Here is a 17942-nt window from a genome sequence, read left to right as displayed (position 1 = left end):
CACTCAGTGGGTGGTCATCACCGAAATCTTGCTGATGCCGGAGCGTTCGATCGATGCCATCGCCTTGGCCACCTGGCCGTAATTGACGGCGGCGTCGGCCTGCAACTGCACGCGCACGTCGGCGTCCTTGGCCTTGACCTCCTTGAGACTGGCCTCGAGGGATTCCGGGGCCAGTTCGGTCTTGGCCAGATAGAACTTGCCGTCCTGATCGACGCTGACCACCACCGGGTCTTTCTTTTCGGCAGGGGCGACGGCGTCGGTTTTCGGCAGGTTGACCTTGATCGCGTTGGTCATTAGCGGCGCGGTGACAATGAACACCACCAGCAGCACGAGCATCACGTCGACCAGCGGCGTGACGTTCATTTCGCTGAGCACTTCATCGCTGTCTTGGGTAGAAAAGGACATCAGCTGGCCTCCCGCACGGCGTTGGTGCTTTTGCTGGCGATGGCCTGGCGGCTGATGGAAAAGGCACTGCGCGAGGCGAGGGCGTCGAAGTCGTGGGCGAAGTCGTCCATGTCCGCTGAGGCCAGTTTCAGCCGACGCAGGAAGAAGTTGTAGATCAGCACCGCCGGCACCGCGACGGCGATGCCCACGCCAGTGGCGATCAGCGCGTGGCCGATAGGCCCGGCGACCGCCTCAAGGCTGGCCGAGCCGGTTTCGCCGATGCTTTGCAGGGCTTCCATGATTCCCCACACGGTGCCGAACAAACCAATGAACGGCGCGGTGCTGCCGATACTGGCGAGGATCGCCTGGCCGTTTTCCAGCGAGCGACGTTCCTTCTGGATCTGCTGGCGCAGGTTGCGTTCCAGGCGGTCGGAACGGTTGATGGTGTGCGCCAGTTGCTGCGTGGTGCGCGGCGAATCTTCCACCAGCAGGGCTTCGAAACCGCTGCTGGCGATGCGCGCCAGCGAGCCCGGATACTGGCTGGCGTGTTCGGCGGCGGTGAGCAGGTCCGGCGCGCTCCAGAAGGCTTTGGCGAACTGTTTGTTCTGCGCTTTCTGGCGCAGGTACTGGGCCGACTTGACCAGCAGGATCGCCCAACTGACCACGGAAAACAGCACCAGACCCCAGAGCACACCGGGGACAATCATCGAAGACAGTGAATCGTTCATGGCTACACCTCGCTTGCGTTAATCAGTAATGAGTCGGTTGTGCCGTCATTGCGGCAATTTGAAATCGATGGTCTGGGTGGCGAAGCCGTCGATCGGCGTGTCACCGCGCTTGGCCGGAATGAACTTCCAGTTCTTCACCGCCGCGACGGCCGCCTCATCCAGTTGCGGTTTGCCGCTGGACTTGGTCACCGTCACCGCACCGGCACGGCCGTTAGCCAGCACCTGAATGCGCAGCACCACGCTGCCTTCCCAATTGCGGCGCAGCGCCAGCGACGGGTATTCCGGCGGCGGGTTGCCAAGGCTGGCCAGGCCGGAAATCGCCGCCGACTCCTTGACCGGAGCGGGCGCAGCAGGTGGTGCCGGTGGTGCGCTCGGTGTCGTCGGCGCCGCAGGTGCGGCAGGTTGCGCCGGGGCTGGCGGTGCTTTCGGTGGCTCGACTTTCTTCACCGGTTTGGGTTTCTCGACCGGTTTTGGTTTTTCGATTGGCTTGGGCTTCTCCACCGGTTTGGGCGGCGGCTTCACCGCGTCCTCGTCTTCCACCGGCTGCTCGGGTTCCGGCGGCGGTGGAGGCGGGGGCGGCGGTGGTGGTTCCGGTGTCGGTGGGGCCGGAGGCGTCGGGCTGGTCAGCTCGACGGTCATTTCCGGAATTTCCGGCGGCGTCGGCAGTGGCTCCGGCCGCGCCTGATGGAAGAACCACCACGCGCCGCCGTGTATCAGCGCCGACACGGCGATCAGCAAGAGCATCTGTGGTTTGTTCAACCCGCCGGGTCGTGACGTGTTGGCTGTAAACGCCGGCCTGCCCGTTGCCGGCGGGACCGGCGCTTGCCGCAACGGCCCGGGCAGGGTTTTGTGCTTTACCGCATCGTTCATTAAAGCTCCCTCGGGTCAGATGAAGGGCAATAAGGTGCCGTCCGAACATATGGCTGATGTTCGAGTGAGTGGGTGCAACTTTCTTCAAGGTGTACGCGAGCCGATAGTTGGACTATCTGTTTAAACGGCCTCGAACAAACTTATTGGCTTATTAGTATCTATATCGATTGTTCATTATCCATTCCGTGGCTTGTTGTTGTGTGGAGACGTGAGCTGTCTCAGGTTTGTTACAGTTTGCAACAGGTGTGCCAGATGTTGCTGAAACCGGTTGAGCGCATATCTTCGGTATTGCTCATGTCGCATTTATATAAGTTTCAAGTTCGCCCGCTGTTTATTCGGCGCGAAGTGGTCCTCAAGTCCTCGCAGAAGGGCTTTTTCCAGAGCGAGTCAGAGGGAACGCTGTATCACGCCAATCGACGGGATAGAGCGGCTGCTCGGTGATCAGGCTTAGCACCTATCGGTGCGTAGCGAATCGATTTGGTGCAGGTCAGTCATTCAGCGGCTCACGGGACAAGTTCCTTATTTTGATTCTGGAGTATTGGTAACTGCATCACATTTGGGCGTGCGCTTTTGGTGCAACTTCAATGGCAGCAAGTTATTGTTCGACAATCTTGCTAGGCCGCCTTTTATTCATAGGGTATTTAAAAAATAAATAACACTTGGCGCCCGGCGATCGCTCGATCGCCAGGCACGCAAAGTGTGCATTGGGTTTCAGGTAATAAAGGAGAAGCGCGCCAGGCTGAATAGGTTCGGCTGAACTTGCGGCTGGATTTGCGAGTAAGTCGGGTATGTCGTACGGCGGAGCATTTGAAGATTCACGGGTGAACTCCTTGTTGCCAGCTCGGACAGGCGAACTTTTGGTTCGCTGTCGCACCTTACAAGAACGCGGATAGCGTTCGATGAATGCTCTTGGTGCGGGATGGGCACCGCCAGCGCTGATTGGCGAAGGTCGATTTCGCAAGTCGGCAGTGCATGGGAAAAACGTGCCAATCACGACACATTTGCAGAATTTTCTACGTCAGGCCAGCCAGCCATCTACCCTGTGCAAAGGCCTTATCGGGGGAACGGACATGTACCAGCTCTACGGTCACAAGAATTCCGGCGCGGCCGCCATCGAGGCGGCACTGGAGTTGTGCCAGATCGCCTATCGCTTCATTGATACCGAAGCCAGCGCCGAGGCTGACGAGGCGCTGAGCAAACTCAATCCGTTGAAACAGATACCGACCTTGCAACTGCCGGACGGCAGCGCCATGACCGAAAGTGCGGCGATCCTGATTCACCTGGGCTTGACGTTTCCCAAGTCCGGCCTGCTGCCGAGCGAGGCAGCCGATCGTGATCAGGCGATTCGCGGTCTCGCCTACATCGTCAGCAATTGCTACGCAGCGGTTGGCATCATCGATTACCCCGAGCGCTGGCTGAGCGCGCCTGACGAGAGCGCACGGCAAAACCTGATCGCCGGCACGCGCCAGCGCCTGCACTTCAGTTGGGAGGTGTTTGCCGATCAGTTTTCCGGGGAGCTGTATCTGGATGATGAAACGCCCGGTGCACTGGATGTGCTGGCGGCCGTGGTGAGCCGCTGGGCCGGCAGCCGCGAACACCTGCGCCAGACCCGCCCGGGCTTTTATGCATGGCTGCAAAGGATCGACCGGCACCCGGTGCTGGCACCGGTGTTCGAGCGGCATTGGCCGGCCTGACAGGCGCGATCGTTCCCACGCTCTGCGTGGGAATGCCTCAACGGACGCTCCGCGTTCGGCTCTAGAGGGACGCGGAGCGTCCCGGGCTGCATTCCCACGCAGAGCGTGGGAACGATCATCACTGACCTGGCGCATTCGCGAGCAGGCTCGCTCCCACAAGGGGATCACGGCGGTGGGCTCAGTCGCCGCGAATGTACTGCTCCAGCTGTTTGATCAGCTCGGCCTGTTCGGCAATCGCTTCCTTCACCAGATCGCCGATCGACAACAGGCCGATCAACTTGCCGTCCTCGACCACCGGCAAGTGGCGCAGGCGTTTGTCCGACATGATGCCCAGGCAGGTGTCGACGGTTTGTCGGGTATCCACGGTAATCACGTCCTTGACCATGATGTCGCGCACTGGCGTACCGACCGAAGAGCGCCCGTGCAGCACCAGTTTGCGTGCATAGTCGCGCTCGCTGATGATGCCGACCACTTTGTCGTCTTCGACCACCAGCAAGGCGCCGACGTTTTTCTCGGCCATCTTCATCAGCGCTTCGAGCACCATGTGATCGGGTTTGATCTGGTGCACTTCCTGATTTTTCTGATCTTTGAGCTTCAGCAGTTGGGCGACGGTCTTCATGGCGGTTACTCAGGTGTTGTCGTTGTTCATCAAGCATCGTAGACGCAGCTGCGCAGAGCAAGGTGGCAAAGCGGCAGTTAGCGTGCAAAAAACGCCATTTGCCGGAAAAAACTTCTTTGTATCGGTAAATGAAGCGTCTGTGGCTAGGGGATTTATCTGTAACAAGGGGGGATTATCTGTGGCAGAGGAATTATCTGTGGCAATAAGATTTATCTGTGGTGATGGGATTTATCTGTGGCGAGGGGATTTATCCCCGCTGGCCGCGAAGCGGCCCCGCTTTTAATGAAAGGGCCTGCTGCGCAGGCCAAAGGGGATAAATCCCCTCGCCACAAATGCTGCGTAGAATGGCGTTCTGATTGAAACGTTGAGGTCGCAGTGGTGGATTTACAGCAAGGCTTCGTCCTGACCCGGCATTGGCGCGATACGCCGGCCGGCACCGAAGTCGAGTTCTGGCTGGCGACCGACGCCGGGCCGCGCCGTGTGCGTCTGGCGCATCAGCCATCGGTGGCGTTTATTCCCGCCGCACAACGAGAAGCGGCCGAGCGTCTGCTGCACGATGAAAAGAATGTGGAACTGCGACCATTGGCCTTGCTCGATTTTCAGCATCGTCCGGTGCTCGGTCTGTATTGCCAGCAGCACGGCCAGTTGATGCGCCTCGAAACCGCGCTGAACCGCGCCGGCGTCGACGTCTTTGAAGCCGACGTCCGCCCGCCGGAACGCTATCTGATGGAGCGCTTCATCACCGCGCCGGTGCTGTTCGGCGGCACGCCTGATGCTGACGGCGTGCTGATCAACGCCCAACTGAAACCCGACCCCATTTACCGGCCGAAACTGCGTCTGGTCTCACTCGACATCGAGACCACCGAAAACGGCGAGCTGTACTCCATCGCGCTGGAAGGCTGCGGCGAGCGGCAGGTGTACATGCTCGGCGCGCCGAATGGCGATGCCAGCATTGTCGATTTCGACCTCGAATACTGCGATTCGCGCACGCTCATTCTGAAGAAGCTCAACGACTGGTTTGCCCGCCACGACCCCGACGCGATCATTGGCTGGAACGTCGTGCAGTTCGATTTGCGCATCCTTCACGAACACGCGCGGCGTCTTGGCGTGCCGCTGAAGATCGGTCGTGGCGGCGAAGAAATGCAGTGGCGCGAGCACGGCAGCCGCAATCACTACTTCGCCTCGGCAGCGGGGCGGCTGATCATCGATGGCATCGAGTCGTTGCGTTCGGCGACCTGGAGTTTTCCTTCGTTCAGCCTGGAAAACGTCGCGCAGGCCCTGCTCGGCGAAGGCAAGGCGATCAACAACCCATACCAGCGCATGGACGAGATCAACCGCATGTTCGCCGAGGACAAACCGGCGCTGGCCAAGTACAACCTCAAGGACTGCGAACTGGTCACGCGGATCTTCGCCAAGACCGAACTGCTGACGTTTTTGCTTGAACGCGCCAGCGTCACCGGTTTGCCGGCCGACCGCAGCGGCGGTTCGGTCGCCGCGTTCACCCATTTGTACATGCCGTTGATGCATCGCCAGGGCTTCGTTGCACCCAATCTGGGCACCAATCCACCGCAGGCCAGCCCCGGCGGGTTTGTCATGGATTCACGCCCGGGGCTTTACGAATCGGTGTTGGTCCTCGATTACAAAAGCCTTTACCCGTCGATCATCCGCACCTTTCTGATCGACCCGGTGGGCTTGATCGAGGGCCTGCAACACCTGGACGACGCTGACTCGGTACCAGGTTTCCGTGGCGCACGCTTCTCGCGCACCCGCCATTGCCTGCCGTCCATCGTGGCGCGGGTGGCCGAAGGGCGCGAAACCGCCAAGCGCGAACACAACGCGCCGCTGTCCCAAGCGCTGAAGATCATCATGAACGCCTTCTACGGCGTGCTCGGCTCCAGTGGTTGCCGTTTTTTCGATACCCGGCTGGCCTCGTCGATCACTTTGCGCGGCCACGAAATCATGCTGCGCACCCGCCAGTTGATCGAAGAACAGGGCCACGCCGTCATTTACGGCGACACCGATTCAACCTTCGTCTGGCTGCGCAGTCTGCACGGCCAGGAAGAAGCAGCGCAGATCGGCCATGCGCTGGTCAAGCACGTCAACGATTGGTGGCGCGCGCATGTGCGCGAGGAATACGGGCTGGAAAGCGCGCTGGAATTGCAGTTCGAGATTCACTACAAGCGCTTTCTGATGCCGACGATTCGCGGCGCCGAGGAGGGCAGCAAGAAGCGCTACGCCGGCCTCGTTACCCGCGCCGATGGCAGCGAAGAAATGGTCTACAAGGGCCTGGAGACCGTGCGCACCGACTGGTCGCTGCTGGCCCGGCAATTTCAGCAGGAGCTGTATGAGCGGATTTTCCAGCGCAAGCCGTATCAGGATTACGTGCGCGACTACGTGCGCAAGACGCTCGCTGGCGAGTTCGACGATCGGCTGATCTACCGCAAGCGCCTGCGCCGCACCCTCGACGACTACGAACGCAATGTGCCGCCGCACGTCCGCGCGGCGCGGCTGGCCGACGAATACAATGCCGAGCACGGGCGGCCACGGCAATATCAGAACGGCGGCTGGATCAGCTACGTCATCACCCTGGCCGGCCCGGAGCCGCTGGAGGTACGCCGCGCCGCCATCGACTACGACCACTACATCACCCGACAGCTGCAACCGGTGGCGGATGCGATTCTGCCGTTTGTCGACGACGATTTCTCAACATTGGTCGGTGGGCAACTGGGCCTGTTTTGAGTCGAGCAGTTGCAGCGTCCATTCATCGAGAATGCCGTGGAAGTACCGCTCCAGCGCCTGGTTGAACAGACTGTCCTCAGCGCTGAACTGGGCGAACAGGGTCATCGAAGAATGAAATTTCAGGTCATCGGGATGGCCGAAAATGTCTGCAATCGAGCGCTGCGGCACATTCAGCACCAGTTGCGTGCAGGTGCGCAGCCGCGCCCCGAGCAGTTCATGGGCCAGATACGCCTGGGCTTCCTCGGCTGAACCAATGGCAAAGCGCCGGGCCATCTCGCTGCCGCCCAACCCGGCGAATTGCGGGAAGACGAACCACATCCAGTGGCTGCGCTTGCGGCCCGTTTCGAGTTCACGCTGGACCCGGTCGAACACCGGGTCCTGTGCCTGAACAAAACGTTGCAGGTTGTACGGGTCGTGCAGATCTGTGCTTCTCATGGCGAAGCCCTCACAGTCGGCAGCTCAGACCATGGCCAGCCGCTGCTTGCGTTGTGGCGCCGGAAACACCTTGTCCAGCGCCGCCAGATCCCCGGCGTCCAGTTGCAACTGGGCCGCCTCGGCATTGAGTTGCACATGCTCCGGGCGCACAGCCTTGGGAATCGCAATCACGCCGTCCTGGCGCAGGAGCCACGCCAGCGAAACCTGCGCCGGGGTGGCGTTGTGACGGCTGGCAATGTCTTGCAGGACCGGCTCGGCGAGCATCGCGCCGCCCTGGCCGATCGGGCAGTACGCCATCAGCGGCAGGCGCTGATGCTGGCACCACGGCAGCAAATCGAATTCGATACCGCGCTCTTCGAGGTTGTACAGCACCTGATTGGTGGCGCAGGCCGAGCTGGACAGTTCTTCGAGGTCGTCGACATCGAAATTCGACACACCCCAACGGCCGATCTTGCCGTCCTGGCGCAGGCGTTCGAAGGCTTCGACGGTTTCCTCCAGCGGATACTGACCGCGCCAGTGCAGCAGATACAGATCGATGTAGTCGGTGCCGAGCCGACGCAAACTGCGCTCGCAGGCTTGCGGGATGCCCTCGCGGCTGGCGTTGTGCGGGTAGACCTTGCTGACCAGAAAGACTTGATCGCGCAGACCGGCGATGGCTTCGCCGACCACCGTTTCGGCACCGCCCTCGGCGTACATCTCGGCGGTGTCGATCAGGGTCATGCCGAGCTCGATGCCCGTGCGCAGCGCCGCCACTTCACGGCTGTGCGCCGAACGATCCTCGCCCATGCGCCAGGTGCCCTGACCAATCACCGGAACCTGTACGCCGGCCAACTCAAGGGTACGCATTCAAACCTCCTGCCTTAAAGAGTCGATATCTTTAGTGGGCAGCAGGATAGAGCAAGGGTTCCCGGAAGGAAGTCAAGGATGAAACCAGATCAATTGTGGCGAGGGGATTTTGTGGCGAGGGGATTTATCCCCGCTGGGCTGCGAAGCAGCCCCAAAAACCTGCAATAGAACGCTGTCTGATACAGCGCGTGTTGCAGGATCAGGGCTGCTTCGCATCCCAACGGGGATGAATCCCCTCGCCACAGGGGGAGCATGGCAGGTTACTTGGTGGAGAACTTGAGGATCACGCTGTGGGCATAAGTCTGCCCCGGATCAAGTCGCGTGCTCGGGAAGTCCGGCTGGTTCGGCGAATCCGGGTAGTGCTGGGTCTCGAGGGTGAACGCGCCCCAGTGTGGATAGACCTTGCCACCCTTGCCCTTGACCGTGCCGTCGAGGAAGTTGCTGGTGTAGAACTGCACGCCCGGCTCGCTGGTGAACAGTTGCAGGACGCGTCCGGATTGCGGGTCGCTGACTTCGGTGGCGAGCTTGCTGACATCGCCCTTGGTCTCCAGCGCCCAGTTGAAATCGAAGCCGCCCTGTTTCGGCTCGGCGAATTTCAGCTGCGGATGATCAGCCTTGATGTGCGTGCCGATTGCCGTCGGTTTGCTGAAGTCCATCGGCGTACCGGCGACAGGCGCCAGCTCCCCGGTCGGGATCAGTTTGGCGGTGACTGGCGTGTAATGGCTGGAGTTGATCATGGCGACTTGCTTGAGAATATCGCCATTGCCGGCACCGGCCAGGTTGAAGTAGCTATGGTTGGTCAGGTTGAGCACGGTCGGCTTGTCGGTGCTGGCCTTGTAGTCGATGCGCAGCTCGTTGTTGTCGGTCAGGCGATAGGTGACTTCGGTGGTCAGATTGCCCGGGAAGCCCATCTCGCCGTCGGCCGAGAGGTAGGTCAGGGTTACGCCAACCGAATCCTTGTCCTTGGTTTCTTTGGCCTTCCAGACTTTCTTGTCGAAACCTTCGGGGCCGCCGTGCAGGGCGTTGGATTTGTCGTTCTGCGGCACTTGATAACGCTTGCCATCAAGTTCGAAAGCACCTTCGGCCAGGCGGTTGCCGAAACGGCCGATGGTCGCGCCGAAGTACGCGGTGCCTTTCTGATAGCCCTGCACATCGTCAAAACCCAACACGATGTCGTCGAACTTGCCGTGCTTGTCGGCGACTTTCAGCGCTTGCAGGGTCGCGCCGTAGGTGATCACGGTGGCCTGCATGCCGTGGCTGTTGCGCAGGATGTACTGTTCGACAGGCGTGCCGTCATTGGTTTTGCCGAAGGCTTTGTGTTCGGCGGTCAGGCCCGCCGCGTTGGCGGAAAGGGTAGCGATCATCAGGGACAGTCCGAGGCCGGAGAGCAGGTGACGGGATTGAAGCATGGTTGACCTTCCTTTTTGTTGTTGTTTTCGTATTGACCGTGGGAGCTGCCGAAGGCTGCTCCTATATGTCACTAGTCATGCTATTTGAGTCGAGAAAGAAGATTTATAGCGGATTTACCGCTGTTGGCAAATATAAAGTCCGACTAATTGACATGGCGAAAAGCGCCGAAGGTCGGCTTCACCGCCGGAGCACTGCACTTTTTCGTAATCGGCGGCTCTATGCATGGCCAGGATGCGGTGACTCCCGCCGCACAGGAATGTGCCTGTCCGAGATTTCATGCCGAGTGTTTTTGCCCTGATCACCGTCGCTCACCGCCGCCCGTGCCTGCTGCTGGCCTGCCTGTTGTCGCTGTTGCTCAGCGGCTGCAGCCACCAGAACGGCAATGGATTTTTCAATCAGATACGAGAAGGGCAGCCGCAGGAATTTCTGCAGACCAGCGTCGACCGCATGGCCACCCTGGCGATGCGCGACAACCTCGACAGCCTTTACCGGCTGATGGGCAAGCTCTACCTGCGCAACCCGGAAGAACTGCGCAAATCCGGTTTCCTCACCGTCAACGCCGCCGTGAAACAGGTGCGTCTCGCTGTCGAGCAACAGCAGCCGTTGCCCGTGCTGGGCGGACGCAAGGATCTGGCGGCACTGAGCTATGCGATGAGTCCGGAATTCCTCGGCGACCGCGTCGGCGCCTTCATCTATGCAATCGGCAGCATGCTGGTTACCGCCCACGGCAATCGCACCGAGTTCTACATGACCGACGCGATCAACCCGACGTTCGTGCACAACGCCGCGCGCAACATCGAAAAAGCCATGTGGATTTTGTCGCAACGGCAGAACAAGGAAGGCCAGCCGTTGCTGTTCTCCAACGAAATCTCGGAGGAGGGCAGCAACCTCAGCTTCGCCACCGAATTCAGCAAAATCGTCGCGCGCCTCGACCTGCTCACGCAGATGCTCGATGAGCGCTATCGCAGGATCGGCCTGAATTACGCGCAGAGCCTGCTGTTTCTGAATTTCCTGCCGGTGCAGTGAGCCTTGCAGGTTTTCTGTAGCGCCAGGGGCCACTGTGGGAGCGAGCCTGCTCGCGAATGCGTTGCGTCATTCAACTCATCGGTCGGCTGACACCCCCTTCGCGAGCAGGCTCGCTCCCACAGGGAACTGCAGCAAATTCGATATGGCATAACCATAGACCGCATCGATATATGTGGTTATAAGAAAAATCGCTATGCTGCGGGCCAGATTTTCCTGTCGTTTTCTGGACGTTTGAATGGAATTGGCAAATTTCGGCTTGGTGATTGCCGGGCTGGTGGTGGGGTTTATCGTCGGCATGACCGGTGTCGGCGGCGGTTCGTTGATGACGCCGATTCTGCTGTGGTTCGGCATCAACCCGGCGACGGCGGTGGGTACGGACCTGCTGTACGCCGCGATCACCAAATCCAGCGGCGTCCTCGTTCACAAAAAAAACAAGAACATCGACTGGGCGATCACCGGCTGGCTGACCCTCGGCAGCGTGCCAGCCGTGGCCATGACCCTGTGGTTCCTCAGCACCCTGCACACCGCGCCGGACGCGATGAACGCCATCATCAAGCAGGCGCTCGGCTTCGTCCTCTTCGCCACCGCCCTGGCGATTTTCTTCAAGAAACGCTTGCTCGAATTTGCCCACAAACGCGCCGGCGGCAACTACAACCCGAGCGGTTCGCGGCTTAACGTGATGACGGTGATCACCGGTCTGATCCTCGGCACCATGGTCGCCCTGACCTCGATTGGCGCCGGCGCACTGGGCACCGTCGCCTTGTTCATCCTCTACCCACTGCTGCCAACCCGCCGCCTGGTCGGCACCGAAATCGCCCACGCCGTACCCCTGACCCTCGTCGCCGGCCTCGGCCACGCAAGCATGGGCAACATGGACTGGGGCGTGCTGGGCTTCCTGCTGATGGGCTCGCTGCCCGGCATCTGGCTCGGCAGCCACCTGACCGGACGCATCTCCGACGAAGTCCTGCGCCCGTGCCTGGCGACGATGCTGGTGTTGATTGGTTACAAGTTGGCGTTCTGAGTCAGCCTGGAGAAAACACTTCCTGTGCAGCGGCCGTAGGGATGTGCCGATGATCGCTTGCGTCATGTTGCGCAAAGTTCTCCCTGACCTAAGCTTCTGACAGGGCAATGCCTTTTTGCCAGACGCCGCCGGAACAATCGCCACGATGCGCAATCAGTAGTGCGTGGATATCAAAAGGAGATGCGCATGCTCATCAGGTCCCTGACCCTGACCCTCTTGCTGGCAATCGCCGGCCCCCTGTTCGCCGCTGACAGCGATTCACCCCTGGCCGGGGACGTGGGCCGCGCCCGTCCGCTGATCGTGATTGCGCAAAGCACCGTTGACCCGGTGTGGCTGAGCCTGAAAAAGTCACTGGAAGACCCGGCCAACAAAAAGGGCGTCACCGACCGCAACATCAAGGTCTACACCATCCTCAGCATGTCCGGCCAGCTCGACGGCAAGGACATGGGCCAGCAGGACACCATGGCCCTGCTGCGCTCGCTGAAGCTCGGCGCCGGCGCTTATCCAAAAGTGTTCCTGGTGGGCAAGGACGGCGAAACCAAGCTCTCCGCCTCGGGTGACGAAGCCAAGGCATTGAGCCTGGCGAAAATCTTCGAAACCATCGACGCCATGCCCATGGCCGAAAAAGAAGCCGCCGCTGCGGCCGCCGCACAAACGCCTGCCGCCACCGAGCCGGAACCGGCCAAAGGCGCAAAGGGCAGCAAACCGGCGAAACCGAGCAAACCGCCGCAGATGCCGGATGATTGATTGCGCGTTGCGTGAGTGAAGCAAAATCCCTGTGGGAGCTGGTAGACCAGCTCCCACATTTTTTTGTGAAGTGCACAGTTCAAATGTGGGAGCGAGCCTGCTCGCGATAGCGGTTTTTCAGGCGCTGAAAGGTGACTGATCGAGCGCAGTCGCGAGCAGGCTCGCTCCCACAAGTCATCTTCTGATCGAAAGTTGTTGCAGCCTGCGACACCTCCAACGTTAACCGAGTGAAAACCCGATCCTGTAGGAGCCGCAGAAGGCTCGGGCTGCGATCTTCTGCTCTTAATCCGCCAACGCCGCGAAAACCGTGTGCGCAATCTTCACCCGTTCGGCATTCGGGTAATTCTTGTTGGCCAGAATCACGATGCCCATGTCCCGCGACGGCACGAACGCCACATACGCGCCAAAGCCGCGCGTAGAACCGCTTTTGTTGAACAGCACATTGGCCGGCTCAGCTTGCGGTGGGGTCAGCCACTCGACTTTGTGAGGTTCCATGGCCATGGGGGTCGAGTTGCCGTTTTGCAGTTTTTCCAGGCTGATCGGGTAGGCGTAGCGTTCCCAGCCCAGGCCTTGGGTCATGTCGTCGACGCGGTAATAACCAATGTGCGTGTTGGCGATGGCTTGGTGCAGATCAGGCCCAAGGCTGGCCGGTTTCAGTTGTGCCTGGACGTAACGCAGCAGGTCGGCGGCGCTGGTTTTGATGCCGTAGGCTTCGGCGTCGAGGGCGCCGGGGCTGACGCGTACCGGTTGGTCGGCGCTGTCGTAGCCTTGGGCGTAAAGCTTCGACTGCGCTGACGGTACGCTGAGGAAGGTGTGCTGAAGGCCGAGTTTCGGCAGCAGGGTTTGCGTCATTGCCTGGTCGAACGGCTGGCCGAGGCTTTTCGCCGTCAGGTAGCCGAACAGGCCCAGGCTCGGGTTGGAATACAGGCGATGGCTGCCGGCGGGAAATTGCGGTTTCCACTGTTGGTAATAGCCGAGCATCTTGTCGGAAGAATCCGCCTCGGCAGGAAATTGCAGCGGCAGACCGCCAGCACTGTAGGTGCCCAGTTGCAGCACGCTGATGTTGTCGAAGGCGCTGCCCTTGAGCTCCGGCCAGAGCTGGCTGGCCTTGCTCGACAGGTCGAGTTTGCCGGTGGCCTGGGCGTAACCGGCGAGGGTGGCGGTGAAGGTTTTACTCACCGAGCCGACTTCGAACAGGGTGTTTTCACTGACTTTTTGCCCGGTGTCTTTGGCAGCGACTCCGTAATTAAAGTAATGCGCCTGGCCATTCAGCGTGATCGCTACGGTCAGCCCCGGGATGTTGTTTTGCTGCATCACCGGGGTGACGGCTTGGCTGACCAGTGCCTGCAATTGCGCATCCGTCGGCGTTGCGGCATGACAGGCAACGCTGCCGAAGAACAGTGCGAAAGCGCTGTGGGAAAAGACCTTGCTCGGTTTGAAGGAACACATGAGTGAATCACTCTCCATGAGTGTCGTTTGTTGTATCCCGCTACACTGCGGGTGATTTTTTCATCGGGCGGCTGATCAGCGCGGTTAATTTAGGCACTTTGCCGACCTTCGACAAACGATGAAAACTCGCACGAACCCTTAGAAAAATTTGGGACAACCCATGATTCGACCGCAACTGCCGCTCAACGCTCTGCGCGCGTTTGAAGCTTCGGCACGCCACCTGAGCTTCACCCGCGCCGCCGTCGAACTGTGCGTAACGCAGGCAGCGGTCAGCCATCAGGTCAAAAGCCTGGAAGCGCAGCTCAACCTGACCCTGTTCAAACGCCTGCCCCGTGGTCTGATGCTGACCAGTGAAGGCGAAACCTTGCTGCCGGTGCTCAGCACCTCATTCGACCACATTGCGCAGATGCTCGAGCGTCTGGCTGGTGGGCAGTATCGCGACATGTTGACGGTCGGCGCGGTGGGCACGTTTGCCGTGGGCTGGCTGTTGCCGAGGCTGGCGGACTTTCGGGCGAAATATCCGCTGATCGATTTACGCCTGTCGACCCACAACAACCGGGTCGATGTGGCGGCGGAAGGGCTGGATTACGCGATTCGTTTCGGCGCTGGCGCCTGGCATGGCATTGAGGCGACACGCTTGCTCGATGCGCCGTTGTCGGTGTTATGCGTGCCGGAGATTGCCCGGCAACTGCACGCGCCGGCGGACCTGTTGCAGCAGACCTTGCTGCGTTCCTATCGCACTGATGAATGGCCGCAGTGGTTTCAGGCGGCGGGCCTGGCGACCCAGGCTGCGCCACCGCAAAGCATCGTCTTCGATTCGTCGCTGGCGATGATGGAAACGGCGTTGCAGGGCGGCGGCGTGGCGTTGGCGCCGCCGCTGATGTTCGCCCGGCAACTGGCAGCGGATGCGATCTGCCAGCCGTTCGCGATCGAGATCACCACCGGCAGTTACTGGCTGACGCGGTTGCAGTCGCGAGCGGAAACGGTGGCGATGAAAGCGTTCAAGGCGTGGTTACTGCAAGTTTCTGCCTGACACAAACCCCCCCCTTGTGGGAGCGAGCCTGCTCGCGAAAGCGGTGCATCAGCGACAGCACTATCGACTGACCTGACGCCTTCGCGAGCAGGCTCGCTCCCACAATTGAAATCAGCGGCGCCTGCTAGATCAACGCACCAGACACGGCCGCTTGTTATCGAATTTCCACCCCGGAATCAGGAACTGCATCGCCACGCTGTCGTCCCGCGCGCCGAGGCCCATGCCTTTGTACAGTTCGTGAGCCTTGGCCACTTGATCCATGTCCAGTTCCACGCCCAGTCCCGGTTTCTGCGGCACTTGCACGAGACCGTCGACAATTTGCAGCGGGGCCTTGGTCAGACGCTGGCCGTCCTGCCAGATCCAATGGGTGTCGATGGCCGTGATGTCGCCCGGTGCCGCAGCGGCGACATGGGTAAACATCGCCAGAGAGATATCGAAGTGGTTGTTGGAATGCGAGCCCCAGGTCAGGCCCCATTCGTGGCACATCTGCGCGACCCGCACCGAACCCTGCATGGTCCAGAAGTGCGGGTCGGCCAGCGGGATGTCCACTGACTGCAACTGAATCGCGTGGCCCATTTCTCGCCAGTCGGTGGCGATCATGTTGGTCGCGGTTTTCAGCCCGGTGGCGCGGCGGAATTCAGCCATGACTTCGCGCCCGGAATAACCGTTTTCCGCGCCGCAAGGGTCTTCGGCGTAGGCGAGTACGTGGTGCTGATCGCGGCATAGACGAATCGCCTCTTTCAATGACCATGCACCGTTCGGATCGAGGGTGATCCGCGCGTCGGGGAAGCGCTCGGCCAGTGCCGTGACCGCTTCGATTTCGGCATCGCCACTGAGTACGCCGCCCTTGAGTTTGAAATCCTTGAAGCCGTACTTGGCGTGCGCCGCCTCCGCCAGACGCACCACCGCTTCGGCGGTCATGGCCTTCTCGTGGCGCACACGGAACCAGTCGTTGTCGGCGTCCGGTTCGCTGCGGTAGGCGAGATCGGTTTCGTGTTGATCGCCAACGTAAAACAGATAACCGAGCATTTTCACTTCGTCGCGTTGCTGACCTTCACCGAGCAGCGCCGCCACCGGCACGTCCAGATGCTGGCCGAGCAGGTCGAGGAGGGCGGCTTCCAGGCCGGTGACCGCGTGAATGGTGATGCGCAGGTCGAACGTCTGCAGACCACGGCCGCCGGCATCGCGGTCGGCGAAGGTCTGGCGCACCTGGTTGAGAATTTTCTGGTACGTGCCGATGGGGCTGCCGACCACCAGATTGCGTGCATCTTCCAGGGTCTGGCGAATGCGCTCGCCACCGGGCACTTCGCCGACGCCGGTATGGCCGGCGTTGTCCTTGAGGATGACGATGTTGCGGGTGAAAAACGGCCCGTGGGCGCCGCTCAGGTTGAGCAGCATGCCGTCGTGACCGGCCACCGGAATGACCTGCATCTCGGTGATGATCGGAGCTTTGGCGGTGTCATGAACAGTCATTATTGTTTTCCTTGTCGAGACGAAGTCAGGCGTGTTTCGGCGCGGCGTCGGCCACGGCTTTTTCAGCAGCGGGTTTGGGCGTGGTGCGCGCAGCGAAGACGATGATTGCGGCGATGATCGAGGTCGCGGCCAGGCCATAGAGGCCGCCCTGAATCGAGCCGGTGTGTTGCTCAAGCAGGCCAAAAGTGGTCGGTGCGACGAAGCCGCCGAGGTTGCCGACCGAGTTGATCAGCGCGATCACTGCCGCCGCGATGCGTGCATCCAGATAAGCCTGGGGGATCGGCCAGAACAGTGACGAGGCGGATTTGAAGCCCAGCGCCGCAAAGCAGATCGCGACGAAGGCGAAGATCGGCCCGCCAGTGGTGGACATGAACATCCCCGCTGCGGCGATCAGCAGGGCAGTGGCGACCCACGCTTGTTGATGTTTCCACTTCGCCGACAGCGAGGCGAAGGCGTACATGCCGACGATCGACAGCAACCATGGAATCGAGTTGAACAGGCCGACCTGCACGTCGCTGAGTTCGCCCATCTTCTTGATGATGCTCGGCAGCCAGAAAGTCGCGGCGTAGATGGTCAGTTGAATGAAGAAGTAGATCAGGCAGAACAGAATGATCTGCCGGTCCTTGAGCAGTTTGCCCAGCGACGGCCGGATCGGCGTCGCCGCTTCGCGGGCCTTTTGCTCGTCGTCGATGGCGCTGACCAGCGCATCCTGTTCGGCGCGGCTCAGCCATTTCGCGTCGTGGGGTTTGGCGTCCAGCCAGAACCAGACAAACACGCACAGGCACACCGAGAACATCCCCTCGATGAAGTACATCCATTGCCAGCCGTGCATGCCCAGCCCATTGATCTGCAGGAGCAAACCGGACAGCGGACCGGAGATCAGCGAGGCCACGGCCGAGCCGCTGAGGAAAATCGCGATCGCCTTGCCGCGCTCAACGCCTGGCAGCCAACGAGTGAAGTAGTAAATCACCCCGGGAAAGAACCCGGCCTCGGCGACACCGAGCAGGAAACGCAGAATATAGAAGTGGGTTTCGTTCTGGATGAAGGCCATGCAGGCCGCGACTATGCCCCAAGTGAACATGATGCGGGTCAGCCAGATGCGTGCGCCGACTTTCTGCAAAAGCATGTTGGACGGCACTTCGAACAGCGCGTAACCGATGAAGAACAGCCCGGCGCCGAAGCCATAAGCGGCAGCACCAATGCCCAGATCGGTTTCCATGTGGGTGCGGACGAAGCCGATGTTCACCCGGTCAATGTAATTGACGATGAACATGATCACGAAGAGCGGCAGGACGTGGCGTTTGACTTTGGAGATGGCTGAGGCGAGCGTCGGGTCGACGCTGTCCTGCATCCCGGAGATGGAGGTTTTCACTGATGTTTCTCCCACTGATTATTTTTATGCGGGTAGGGCTGGGTGCTGCGTTGTTGCTAGACATCATACAACTGTAATTTTTTGTCCTACAAGTGG

General features: G+C 60.4%; 16 protein-coding genes. 6 read left to right on the top strand and 10 right to left on the bottom strand.

Annotated features, from left to right (window positions below):
* Nucleotides 1–3 precede the first annotated feature (3 nt).
* Genes NF676_RS17520 through NF676_RS17510 form a run of 3 tightly spaced genes read right to left on the bottom strand, consistent with a single transcriptional unit; the run spans nucleotide 4 to nucleotide 1982 of the window.
* Nucleotides 4–405 carry an ExbD/TolR family protein gene (locus NF676_RS17520; RefSeq protein ID WP_041477201.1) on the bottom strand — a complete coding sequence of 134 codons (402 nt, stop codon included), beginning with the start codon at nucleotides 403–405 and terminating at the stop codon, nucleotides 4–6.
* Nucleotides 405–1112 (bottom strand): MotA/TolQ/ExbB proton channel family protein, encoded by a 708-nt coding sequence (locus NF676_RS17515; RefSeq protein ID WP_095182128.1) that lies wholly within the window; start codon nucleotides 1110–1112, stop codon nucleotides 405–407. Before NF676_RS17515 ends, NF676_RS17520 begins: the two co-directional genes overlap by 1 nt.
* Before the next feature lie 45 nt (nucleotides 1113–1157).
* On the bottom strand, nucleotides 1158–1982 hold the full coding sequence (locus NF676_RS17510) for an energy transducer TonB (protein WP_252886465.1): 825 nt from the start codon (nucleotides 1980–1982) through the stop codon (nucleotides 1158–1160).
* A 1070-nt stretch (nucleotides 1983–3052) separates the two neighbouring features.
* Here NF676_RS17510 and NF676_RS17505 point away from each other — a divergent pair.
* On the top strand, nucleotides 3053–3676 hold the full coding sequence (locus tag NF676_RS17505; protein ID WP_252886464.1) for a glutathione S-transferase N-terminal domain-containing protein: 624 nt from the start codon (nucleotides 3053–3055) through the stop codon (nucleotides 3674–3676).
* 178 nt (nucleotides 3677–3854) lie between these two features.
* Here the strand turns inward: NF676_RS17505 and NF676_RS17500 are convergent, their stop codons facing one another.
* Nucleotides 3855–4295, bottom strand: coding sequence for a CBS domain-containing protein (locus tag NF676_RS17500; protein WP_056788691.1), 441 nt, complete (start codon nucleotides 4293–4295; stop codon nucleotides 3855–3857).
* Between the two features lie 378 nt (nucleotides 4296–4673).
* Here NF676_RS17500 and NF676_RS17495 point away from each other — a divergent pair, with 378 nt between their 5' ends.
* The gene (locus NF676_RS17495; RefSeq protein WP_252886463.1) at nucleotides 4674–7034 is read left to right on the top strand and encodes a DNA polymerase II; all 2361 of its coding nucleotides are present in this window, start codon (nucleotides 4674–4676) and stop codon (nucleotides 7032–7034) included.
* Here NF676_RS17495 and NF676_RS17490 read toward each other — a convergent pair.
* The 3 genes from NF676_RS17490 to NF676_RS17480 all read right to left on the bottom strand — a co-directional run bounded on the left by NF676_RS17490 (nucleotide 6999) and on the right by NF676_RS17480 (nucleotide 9724).
* Nucleotides 6999–7469 (bottom strand): DUF1810 domain-containing protein, encoded by a 471-nt coding sequence (locus NF676_RS17490; RefSeq protein WP_252886462.1) that lies wholly within the window; start codon nucleotides 7467–7469, stop codon nucleotides 6999–7001. The genes NF676_RS17495 and NF676_RS17490 overlap by 36 nt on opposite strands.
* Before the next feature lie 24 nt (nucleotides 7470–7493).
* Nucleotides 7494–8315 carry an aldo/keto reductase gene (locus tag NF676_RS17485; protein WP_252886461.1) on the bottom strand — a complete coding sequence of 274 codons (822 nt, stop codon included), beginning with the start codon at nucleotides 8313–8315 and terminating at the stop codon, nucleotides 7494–7496.
* A 260-nt stretch (nucleotides 8316–8575) separates the two neighbouring features.
* Nucleotides 8576–9724 carry an aldose epimerase family protein gene (locus tag NF676_RS17480; protein ID WP_252886460.1) on the bottom strand — a complete coding sequence of 383 codons (1149 nt, stop codon included), beginning with the start codon at nucleotides 9722–9724 and terminating at the stop codon, nucleotides 8576–8578.
* Nucleotides 9725–10001: 277 nt separating this feature from the next.
* Between NF676_RS17480 and NF676_RS17475 the strand changes: the two genes are divergently transcribed.
* From NF676_RS17475 to NF676_RS17465, 3 genes are all read left to right on the top strand, one after another.
* Nucleotides 10002–10751: a hypothetical protein gene (locus NF676_RS17475; RefSeq protein ID WP_056788708.1), complete on the top strand. Its 750-nt coding sequence runs from the start codon at nucleotides 10002–10004 to the stop codon at nucleotides 10749–10751.
* 235 nt (nucleotides 10752–10986) lie between these two features.
* A complete protein-coding gene (locus NF676_RS17470) occupies nucleotides 10987–11772 on the top strand; it encodes a sulfite exporter TauE/SafE family protein (RefSeq protein WP_041477188.1) in 786 nt (261 codons plus the stop codon).
* Between the two features lie 186 nt (nucleotides 11773–11958).
* Entirely contained in the window at nucleotides 11959–12519 is a 561-nt protein-coding gene (locus NF676_RS17465; RefSeq protein WP_116659119.1) for a DUF4174 domain-containing protein, read from the top strand.
* A gap of 282 nt (nucleotides 12520–12801) precedes the next feature.
* On the opposite strand, the gene ampC is transcribed toward NF676_RS17465, so the two are convergent.
* Nucleotides 12802–13968: a class C beta-lactamase gene (gene ampC, locus NF676_RS17460; protein WP_252886459.1), complete on the bottom strand. Its 1167-nt coding sequence runs from the start codon at nucleotides 13966–13968 to the stop codon at nucleotides 12802–12804.
* 160 nt (nucleotides 13969–14128) lie between these two features.
* Here ampC and NF676_RS17455 point away from each other — a divergent pair, with 160 nt between their 5' ends.
* Complete coding sequence (locus tag NF676_RS17455; RefSeq protein WP_252886458.1) at nucleotides 14129–15001, top strand: LysR family transcriptional regulator; 873 nt, start codon at nucleotides 14129–14131, stop codon at nucleotides 14999–15001.
* A gap of 129 nt (nucleotides 15002–15130) precedes the next feature.
* Here the strand turns inward: NF676_RS17455 and gudD are convergent, their stop codons facing one another.
* Together gudD and NF676_RS17445 are read right to left on the bottom strand one after the other, a co-directional pair.
* Complete coding sequence (gudD, locus tag NF676_RS17450; protein WP_252886457.1) at nucleotides 15131–16474, bottom strand: glucarate dehydratase; 1344 nt, start codon at nucleotides 16472–16474, stop codon at nucleotides 15131–15133.
* Nucleotides 16475–16499: 25 nt separating this feature from the next.
* Nucleotides 16500–17846 (bottom strand): MFS transporter, encoded by a 1347-nt coding sequence (locus NF676_RS17445; protein WP_024013478.1) that lies wholly within the window; start codon nucleotides 17844–17846, stop codon nucleotides 16500–16502.
* Nucleotides 17847–17942: the final 96 nt, after the last annotated feature.

The organism is Pseudomonas siliginis (genome assembly GCF_024072275.1).
Classification (GTDB): domain Bacteria; phylum Pseudomonadota; class Gammaproteobacteria; order Pseudomonadales; family Pseudomonadaceae; genus Aquipseudomonas; species Aquipseudomonas siliginis.
The sequence above is the reverse complement of the archived record's forward strand: the minus strand, read 5'-3'. Positions and strand labels throughout refer to the sequence as shown.